The organism is Pseudomonas sp. 14P_8.1_Bac3 (assembly GCF_025466085.1).
Classification (GTDB): Bacteria; Pseudomonadota; Gammaproteobacteria; order Pseudomonadales; family Pseudomonadaceae; genus Aquipseudomonas.
Genome location: NZ_JANLOD010000050.1, coordinates 80,410 through 89,084 on the forward strand (window position 1 = coordinate 80,410; position 8,675 = coordinate 89,084).

Below are 8,675 nucleotides of genomic sequence, written 5' to 3' on the forward strand. Positions count from 1 at the left end.
TCGCCGGCTTTCAAAAGTTCGCCAACGAGTGCTGCCCGCCATGGAAATCAACCCGATCCTTAACAGCATCAAGGACCTGTCCGAGCGCTCCGAAACTATTCGGGGGTATCTTTGACTACGATCAAAAGCATGAGCGTCTGACTGAAGTCAATCGCGAGCTTGAAGATCCGAATGTCTGGAACAACCCGTCGTACGCTCAGGAACTGGGCCGCGAGCGGTCCCTGCTGGCGCAGATCGTCGAAACCCTCGACGAAATGCATTCCGGCCTGGCCGACGCCAAAGACTTGCTGCTGATGGCCGCCGAAGAAGAAGACCAGGCCGCCGTCGATGACGTAGCTGCCGAAGTCGAGCGCCTGCGCGAGTCCCTGGAAAAACTCGAATTCCGCCGCATGTTCAGCGGTGAAATGGACGCCAACAACGCCTACCTGGACATCCAGGCCGGCTCCGGCGGCACCGAGGCCCAGGACTGGGCCAACATCCTGCTGCGCATGTACCTGCGCTGGGCTGACAAACGCGGTTTCGACGCGACCATCATGGAGCTGTCCGCCGGTGAAGTCGCCGGGATCAAGGGCGCCACCGTGCACATCAAGGGCGAGTACGCCTTTGGCTGGCTGCGTACCGAAATCGGCGTGCACCGACTGGTACGCAAGAGCCCGTTCGACTCCGGCAACCGTCGCCATACTTCATTCTCGGCGGTGTTCGTGTCGCCGGAAATCGATGACAACATCGAAATCGACATCAATCCGGCGGACCTGCGAATCGATACCTATCGTTCCTCCGGTGCCGGTGGTCAGCACGTCAACACCACCGACTCGGCCGTACGGATCACCCACGTACCGACCAATACCGTGGTCAGTTGCCAGAACGAACGCTCCCAGCACGCCAACAAAGACACCGCGATGAAAATGTTGCGGGCGCGCTTGTACGAGCAGGAAGTGCAGAAACGCAACGCCGCCTCGCAGGCACTGGAAGACACCAAGTCGGACATCGGCTGGGGTCACCAGATTCGCTCTTATGTGCTCGATGCGTCGCGCATCAAGGATTTGCGCACTAACATCGAACGCAGCGACTGCGACAAGGTGCTCGACGGCGACATCGACGAATACCTGGTGGCCAGCCTGAAACAAGGCCTGTAACACGTGCGGTATTGATTCACCGCGACCCCCTGTAGGAGCCGGCTTGCTGGCGATCCCCGGCCACAGGCCGGGGGCAATGAACCCGTGATGGAATATCTAAAGACATGAGCGACCAAGAACTCGACCCGCAAGCCCTGCAACAGGAAGAAAACTCCCTGATCGCCCTGCGCAAGGAAAAGCTGGCTGCCGAGCGCGCCAAGGGCAATGCCTTCCCGAACGACTTCCGCCGCGACAGCTACTGCGCAGACTTGCAGAAACGGTACGCGGACAAGACCAAGGAAGAACTCGCCGAGGCTGCAATCCCGGTCAAGGTTGCCGGTCGCATCATGCTCAACCGTGGCTCGTTCATGGTGATCCAGGACATGTCCGGGCGCATCCAGGTTTACGTCAATCGTAAAACCCTGTCCGAAGAGACCCTGGCCGCGGTGAAAACCTGGGACCTGGGCGACATCATCGCTGCCGAGGGCACCCTGGCGCGATCCGGCAAGGGCGACCTGTACGTTGAAATGACCAACGTGCGCCTGCTGACCAAATCCTTGCGCCCGCTGCCGGACAAGCACCACGGCCTGTCCGACACCGAACAGCGCTATCGCCAGCGTTACGTTGACCTGATCGTCAACGAAGACGTGCGCCAGACCTTCCGCGTGCGTTCGCAAGTGATTGCGCACATCCGCAGCTTCCTGATGAAGCGCGACTTCCTCGAAGTCGAAACGCCAATGCTGCAAACCATTCCCGGTGGCGCGGCGGCCAAGCCGTTCGAAACCCACCACAATGCGCTGGACATGGAAATGTTCCTGCGTATCGCGCCTGAGCTGTACCTCAAGCGTCTGGTGGTCGGCGGTTTTGAAAAGGTCTTCGAGATCAACCGCAACTTCCGTAACGAAGGCGTCTCGACCCGTCACAACCCTGAATTCACCATGTTGGAGTTCTACCAGGCGTACGCCGACTACGAAGACAACATGGACCTGACCGAAGAGCTGTTCCGCGAACTGGCGCAGCTGGTGCTAGGCAGCACCGACGTGCCTTACGGCGACAAGGTGTTCCACTTCGGCGAACCGTTCGTGCGTCTGTCGGTGTTCGACTCGATCCTCAAGTACAACCCTGAGCTGACTGCCGACGACCTTAACGACATCGACAAGGCGCGCGCCATCGCCAAGAAAGCCGGGGCCAAAGTGCTGGGCTTCGAAGGCCTGGGCAAGCTGCAGGTGATGATTTTCGAAGAGCTGGTCGAGCACAAGCTGGAGCAGCCGCACTTCATCACCCAGTACCCGTTCGAAGTCTCGCCGCTGGCCCGTCGTAACGACGACAACCCGAACGTCACCGACCGTTTCGAGCTGTTCATTGGCGGGCGTGAAATCGCCAATGCCTACTCCGAGTTGAATGACGCGGAAGACCAGGCCGAGCGCTTCATGGCGCAGGTGGCCGACAAGGACGCCGGCGACGACGAAGCGATGCACTACGACGCCGACTTCGTTCGCGCGCTGGAGTACGGCATGCCGCCAACGGCGGGTGAAGGCATCGGCATCGACCGTCTGGTGATGCTGCTGACCAACTCACCGTCGATCCGCGACGTGATCCTGTTCCCGCACATGCGGCCGCAAGCGTAAGTGTTTCAAATAAAAAGCCGCCTGACATGGGCGGCTTTTTATTGCCTGTCTGGTACAAACGTATCAATTGGTTACTTTGAAGTAAGAGAGGACGTCCCGTCGTGAATCGCGCAATGGCTCAAGAGGGTGCAGCGGGTATCGCCACTGCGGTCGCTGAAAGTGTCCAGTACCAGGGTCGCAAGGCCAGCCGCCAGGGCAGTGAGCAGCTTCGACAGGACATTCTCGATGCGGCCATGCGCATTGTCGTGCGCGATGGCGTGCGGGCGGTGCGTCACCGCGCGGTGGCGGCTGAGGCCAATGTGCCGCTGTCGGCCACCACTTACTATTTCAAGGACATCGATGATTTGCTCACCGATACCTTCGCTCAATATGTGGAGCGCAGCGCGGCGTTCATGGCCAAGTTGTGGGTCAACAATGAAGGTCTGCTGCGCGAACTGGTGGTCAGCGGCGACGGCAGCCCGGCATCGCGCTCGCGGTTGGCGGACGACATTGCGCGGTTGATGGCGGACTATGTTCATCGCCAGTTGATGAACCGCCGCGAGCATCTGATGGCCGAACAGGCGTTCCGTCAGGAGGCGCTGCTGAACCCGCGTCTGGCCGAGCTGGTACGCTCGCATCAGCAAATTCTCCTGCAAGGCACGTGTCAGCTTTTCCAAGTGTTGGGTTCCCGTGAGCCACAACAGGATGCCAAAGTGTTGACGGCGATTATCGGACGGATGGAATATCAGGGCCTGCTCAACGACGCCGAGCCCGACGCTGAAGCCGAAATGCTTGGCATTCTCACGCGTTACATTCATCTGGTACTGGCGTCGGTGTAAGCCTTTGTGGGAACGCGATTCCCTGTGGGAGCGGGCTTGCTCGCGAATGCGGTTTAACATTCAACATCTCCGTTGTCTGATACACCACTTTCGCGAGCGAGCCCGCTCCCACAGGGGGCGGTGTGAACATCAGGTCGATGTGTGTTCATAGGGAGTGTTGAATGAAAGCCTGGCGCGTCGTTGTGATCGCCTTGTCGTTCCTGCTGCTCAGTGGCTGTCTGGTGACCTTCAAGGAGCCGCTGTCCACGAGCGATCCCGCGCCCAAAGGATTACTCGGCAAATGGACCAGCACCAACGCCTGGGGCGAGCCGATAAACCTGGAAATCACGCGCCTCGGCGACAATCGCTATCAGGCGGTCGGCTATTTCAAAGCCAGCCCCAAGGAACGTGAAGCCTATCCCTTCACCGTTTCGCGCCATGGCAGCCGCTGGTACCTGTCGGCGAAGGTGCCGGCGCAGTTCGGCGGCCATTTCAGCCTCTTCGGATTCGAACTCAACGACCAGCATGAACTGGTGGTCTACAACCTCGACCTCGAGCAGATCAACCAGGCCCTGGGGCAGAAAGTCCTCAGTGGCCAGGGTATTCAGACCGACGATGGCGACGGCGTGTTGATCAACTCCAGCATGGACCAGGTCTTCGCTTACCTCGATGACCCGGCCAATTCCGATGTCTTCGTCGAAGCCGTGCGCTACCAGCGCCTGGCCAAAGTCAAATAAACCCAGCACGTAACGTTTTCTACAGGAGTTTCGGGTGGACGATTACCAGCAGACGATACGCATTTTGTCCGATCGCATTGTGCTGGCGCAGACGCCGATTCGCGTTCTGGATGCAGTGAAATGGGACGAGAACATCCGCAAGGGTTTCCTCAAGGCCAAGGGCAAGGAAATGCCGGCGGTGGACCGCGACTACTACCTCAACCGGCCGCTGTCCTTCGATTCCAGCAAAGTGAAACTGGAATTCCAGAACATCGAGCGTGACATCACCCGTCAGCTCGGCCAGTTCAACCCGGTCGGCCAGATCATGCGGCGCATGTGCAAGGAATACCGGATGGTGGTGCGCATGCTCGAAGCGCGCGGTACCGAAGATTTCGGGCTGATTTCCCAGGAGTTGTACGGCGCGGCGTCCGATGCGTTTCACGCCGGTGACCCGACCCTGTCCGACCTCGGCCTGATGCTCTCCGATTACCTCAACAACATCGACGGCCGCGGCGACCTGAAGGACGAGCCGAAAATCCTCACCGCCAAGGACGCCGTGAATCTGCTGCAAACCCGCTTGAGCAAGGTATTTGGCGAGGCCGAGGAAACCATTCGGGTATTCGAGTCCGACGGCATCGTCGCCGACGCGGCGGCGGGCGCCGACTACATCAAGATCCGCACCGACGCGATGTTCAACGAGCGCGACGTGCGCGCCCTGGAAGTTCACGAAGGGCTGGTGCACGTAGGCACCACGCTCAACGGGCTGAACCAGCCGATCTGCACGTTCCTGTCCAAAGGCCCACCGTCCTCGACGGTGACCCAGGAAGGCCTGGCGATCCTCATGGAAATCATCACGTTCGCCTCCTACCCGAGCCGCCTGCGCAAGCTGACCAACCGCACCCGGGCCATTCACATGGTGGAGGAGGGCGCGGACTTCCTGCAGGTCTTTGAGTTCTTCCGCGAGCAGGGCTTCGAGATGGCGGAAAGCTACGGCAACGCCAGTCGTGTTTTCCGTGGCTCGGTGCCGAACGGTCTGCCATTTACCAAAGACTTGTCCTACCTCAAGGGCTTCATCATGGTTTACAACTACATTCAGTTGGCCGTTCGTAAAGGCAAGCTTGAGCAAGTGCCGCTGCTGTTTTGTGGCAAGACCACACTGGAAGACATGCGGACCTTGCGGCAGTTGGTCGATGAAGGTCTGGTGGTGCCGCCGAAGTATTTGCCGGAACAGTTCCGCGACATGAACGCGTTGTCGGCGTGGATGTGCTTCTCCAACTTCCTCAACCACTTGAGCCTGGACCGGATCGAGGCGGATTACTCCAACATTCTGTGAGTCACTCATTACCTGTGGGAGCGAGCCTGCTCGCGATAGCGGTATAACATTTGATATTAATGTTGCCTGACACGCCGCCATCGCGAGCAGGCTCGCTCCCACAGTTTTTTGTGCTCCTGCCCTATTTCCTGCGAGGTTCCAACGGATGAGAATCCTCGGCATCATCTGCCTTCTTCTGACCCTGAACGGTTGCAGCTCGCTGCTGTTCTACCCCGAGCCCGGGCAGATATTCACCCCGGAAAAAGCCAAGCTCGACTACCGGGTCGTCACCCTCACCACGGCCGATGGCCTCAAGCTCAACGGCTGGTGGCTGCCGGCGAAAAAAGGCGTCGAGGTCAAAGGCACGGTGCTGCACCTGCACGGCAACGGCGGTAACCTGCCGATGCATCTCGGTGGGAGCTGGTGGTTGCCGGAAGAGGGCTATCAGGTCCTGCTGATCGATTACCGCGGTTACGGTTTGTCCGAGGGCGAGCCGAGCTTGCCGGCGATTTATCAGGACATCGACGCCGCGTTCAAGTGGCTCGACGAGGCGCCGGAGGTCAAAGGCAAGCCGTTGATCCTGCTTGGGCAAAGCCTGGGCGGCTCGATGGCCGTGCATTACCTGATGCAACACCCGGAACGCCAGAAGCAGCTCAAGGCCTTTGTTCTCGATGGCGTGCCCGCGAGTTACCGCAGCATCGGCCAGTTCGCCCTGAGCAATTCCTGGCTGACCTGGGCGTTCCAGGTGCCGCTGTCGTGGCTGGTGCCGGACGGTGACAGCGCGATCAACTCCATGGCGCAGCTCAACGGCGTGCCGAAACTGATCTACCACAGCATCGACGACCCGATCGTGCCCCTTTCCAACGGCATCCGCTTGTATCAAGCTGCGCCGCCGCCGCGGGTGCTGCAACTGACCCGTGGTGGGCACGTGCAGACCTTCGCCGATCCGGTGTGGCGCAAAGTCATGCTGCGCTACCTCGACGACCCGCAGCACTTCAACGGTCTGCGCCGCCTGGGGGAGATCCCCAATTATCCGGCACCCCCGAATTCAGAAGATGAACCACCAGAGAGTCCGCAATGAGTGAAGAACGCAACGCCATCCCGCTGATCATCACCGGTATCTGCAGCATCCTCGGCACCGTCGGCGCCCTGTGGTACTACGGTTACCTGCACTTCGCCAAACCCGAAGATGCGCTGCTGCTCAGCGACTTCACCATGCTCAAGACCGTGCCGGGCGAAGACTACAAAGTCTCCCTGGAACCTGCCGCGCAAGTGGCCCAGTGCATCGATGGCGTGCTGGTGATGTTCGACACCGAACAGAAAGGCTTGACCGGCGTATTGGTCAACAACAAGAAACAGGCCGTGCGTTGCATGGGCCAGGAAACCCCGCAGAAGCTCGAGCAGTAACCCGATCTCTGTGGGCGCTGGCCGCGCGCGAAAGCGGTTTTCCAGTCACATTGTTGTCGACTGAGACACTGCTTTCGCGAGCGAGCCCGCTCTCACAGGAAGCAGTGATCGCCAGATGTAGAAAACCCCGCCTGATCAACTCAGGCGGGGCTTTTTGGTTACTGCATGCCGCTTAGTTCGAGCTGACCGCCGAACGTGGCATCACCGGCTGGTTGTCGTTGGAGATAGTCACTTCCACCCGACGGTTCATTGCACGGCCCGAGGCGCTGCCGTTCTCCGCTACCGGATATTCCTTGCCATAACCCTGGACCACGATGCGTGCTGGATCGACACCCATCTTCACCAGCGCGGTGCGCACGGCACCGGCACGACGCTCGGACAGCGACTGGTTGTGCGAAGCCGTACCGGTGCTGTCGGTATAGCCTTCGACGATCACTTTACGGTCCGGGTTTTCCTGAAGGAACTGCGCCAGTTTGTTGATGTTGACCAGGCCGCTGGATTTCAGATCGGCGCGGTCGGTGGCGAACAGCACATCACCAAAGGTCACCAGCGTGCCGCGATCGGTCTGCTTGGCGTTCAGGCTGTCCTGCAGCTGCTTGATCTGTGCATCGCGAGCATCCAGACGAGCCTGGGCGCGTTGTGCGGCGGCATTCTTCAGATTGGCTTCAGCGGTGCGCAGGGCGATGGTTTGCTTCGCCACTTCGACACGCTGGTTGGTCAGGTAGGCCAGTTGGTCGACCTCGTTTTTGTCTTTCTTGTCCAGATAAGCCTTGTCGGCCTTGTCCAGGTAATCGCTGGCGTCTTTGGTTTCCAGCGCCGCGACTTTGCTTGCCTGCGGGTTGGCCTGCAGGCCGCTGTAGTTGGTACGGGCCTGTTCCAGGTTCTGGTTAGGCGGCGTCGAGCAGGCAGCCAGTGCAACACTTGCAGCCAGCAGGGCAGGGATCATCAATTGTTTGCGCATGTTGGTTTCGTCCTTTTAAGTCGAGTAAGAAGTACGTCGTGGCGGCGCTTATTGCACAGTGCGCTGGCTTTCCTGACGCAGTTCCTGAACCCCTTTCTGAGAGTCCTTCACCGCTTGTTCAGCTTTGACGGCCTGGGCTTTACGTTCGGCTACACGAGCGTCCCACTCGGCCTGTTCGGCCAGTACTCTGGCTTCTTCATATTTCTTGTCGTGCATGGCGATTTCAGCTTGTTTGAGTTTGTCCTGGGCGGACTTCATCTCAACCGCGGCGAACTCGGTGCCGCCAGCGCTGACGGCGCTGTTCACGGCCGATTGGGTCACGGCGTACTGTTCGGTCGGCGGGTTACCGGCGCAACCGGCCAGAACGAAGCTGCTGCCGATGGCCAGGGCGGCCAGTTTCAGACCGCGCAGGTGATTGGACGGGAACTTGGAAGTGCTGATCTTCATGGTCTTCAACTCCATTGGAATAACTCCTGAAAAACTAAAAATCCATCCTGGGCAAGGAGCCGCAAACCTTACTCTTTGACACGTTTTGAAACGGCCGTCCCAGGCGTGGTTACTGGTTACGACCCGAAGCATTTTTTAAAAGTTCAGAGAAGATGGCCAATCGCCCGAAAAAAATTGACTGAATGGACAAGGCTCTAGATCGGGAACTTTGGCGGTGTGGAGCGGTATTCCTGGGCTATTGTCGGGTCAGGAATACGCATTTTTTGAGGGTGGGCGATGGCCAATGTGGGAG

9 protein-coding genes are annotated in these 8,675 nt (G+C 59.2%); 7 read left to right on the forward strand and 2 right to left on the reverse strand.

Annotation, left to right across the window (positions count from 1 at the left end):
• Positions 1-40: 40 nt before the first annotated feature.
• From prfB to NTD84_RS16375, 7 genes are all read left to right on the forward strand, one after another.
• A protein-coding gene (gene prfB / locus NTD84_RS16345; protein WP_262167421.1) for a peptide chain release factor 2 occupies positions 41-1,136 on the forward strand; the annotation gives its coding sequence in 2 pieces (ribosomal slippage) (positions 41-112 and positions 114-1,136; 1,095 coding nt in all).
• A 104-nt stretch (positions 1,137-1,240) separates the two neighbouring features.
• Positions 1,241-2,743 carry a lysine--tRNA ligase gene (gene lysS, locus NTD84_RS16350; RefSeq protein WP_262167422.1) on the forward strand — a complete coding sequence of 501 codons (1,503 nt, stop codon included), beginning with the start codon at positions 1,241-1,243 and terminating at the stop codon, positions 2,741-2,743.
• A 101-nt stretch (positions 2,744-2,844) separates the two neighbouring features.
• Complete coding sequence (locus NTD84_RS16355; RefSeq protein WP_262167425.1) at positions 2,845-3,561, forward strand: TetR/AcrR family transcriptional regulator; 717 nt, start codon at positions 2,845-2,847, stop codon at positions 3,559-3,561.
• 161 nt (positions 3,562-3,722) lie between these two features.
• On the forward strand, positions 3,723-4,277 hold the full coding sequence (locus NTD84_RS16360) for a hypothetical protein (RefSeq protein ID WP_262167427.1): 555 nt from the start codon (positions 3,723-3,725) through the stop codon (positions 4,275-4,277).
• A gap of 34 nt (positions 4,278-4,311) precedes the next feature.
• Entirely contained in the window at positions 4,312-5,589 is a 1,278-nt protein-coding gene (locus NTD84_RS16365) for a flavohemoglobin expression-modulating QEGLA motif protein (protein WP_262167428.1), read from the forward strand.
• Positions 5,590-5,734: 145 nt separating this feature from the next.
• Positions 5,735-6,649, forward strand: a complete 915-nt coding sequence (locus NTD84_RS16370) for an alpha/beta hydrolase (RefSeq protein WP_262167429.1) — start codon at positions 5,735-5,737, stop codon at positions 6,647-6,649.
• The gene (locus tag NTD84_RS16375) at positions 6,646-6,975 is read left to right on the forward strand and encodes a hypothetical protein (protein ID WP_262167430.1); all 330 of its coding nucleotides are present in this window, start codon (positions 6,646-6,648) and stop codon (positions 6,973-6,975) included. Before NTD84_RS16370 ends, NTD84_RS16375 begins: the two co-directional genes overlap by 4 nt.
• A gap of 172 nt (positions 6,976-7,147) precedes the next feature.
• Here NTD84_RS16375 and NTD84_RS16380 read toward each other — a convergent pair whose 3' ends face one another.
• Positions 7,148-7,936 carry an OmpA family protein gene (locus NTD84_RS16380; protein ID WP_262167431.1) on the reverse strand — a complete coding sequence of 263 codons (789 nt, stop codon included), beginning with the start codon at positions 7,934-7,936 and terminating at the stop codon, positions 7,148-7,150.
• A gap of 48 nt (positions 7,937-7,984) precedes the next feature.
• Entirely contained in the window at positions 7,985-8,398 is a 414-nt protein-coding gene (locus NTD84_RS16385; protein WP_262167432.1) for a DUF4398 domain-containing protein, read from the reverse strand.
• Between the last annotated feature and the right edge of the window lie 277 nt (positions 8,399-8,675).

What these genes read in the sequence shown, in the direction of transcription:
- NTD84_RS16375 (WP_262167430.1), top strand. Translation starts at nt 6,646, where the DNA reads ATGAGTGAAGAACGCAACGCCATCCCGCTGATCATCACCGGTATCTGC.
- NTD84_RS16385 (WP_262167432.1), bottom strand. Translation starts at nt 8,398, where the DNA reads ATGGAGTTGAAGACCATGAAGATCAGCACTTCCAAGTTCCCGTCCAAT.
- NTD84_RS16370 (WP_262167429.1), top strand. Translation starts at nt 5,735, where the DNA reads ATGAGAATCCTCGGCATCATCTGCCTTCTTCTGACCCTGAACGGTTGC.
- NTD84_RS16380 (WP_262167431.1), bottom strand. Translation starts at nt 7,936, where the DNA reads ATGCGCAAACAATTGATGATCCCTGCCCTGCTGGCTGCAAGTGTTGCA.
- lysS (WP_262167422.1), top strand. Translation starts at nt 1,241, where the DNA reads ATGAGCGACCAAGAACTCGACCCGCAAGCCCTGCAACAGGAAGAAAAC.
- NTD84_RS16360 (WP_262167427.1), top strand. Translation starts at nt 3,723, where the DNA reads ATGAAAGCCTGGCGCGTCGTTGTGATCGCCTTGTCGTTCCTGCTGCTC.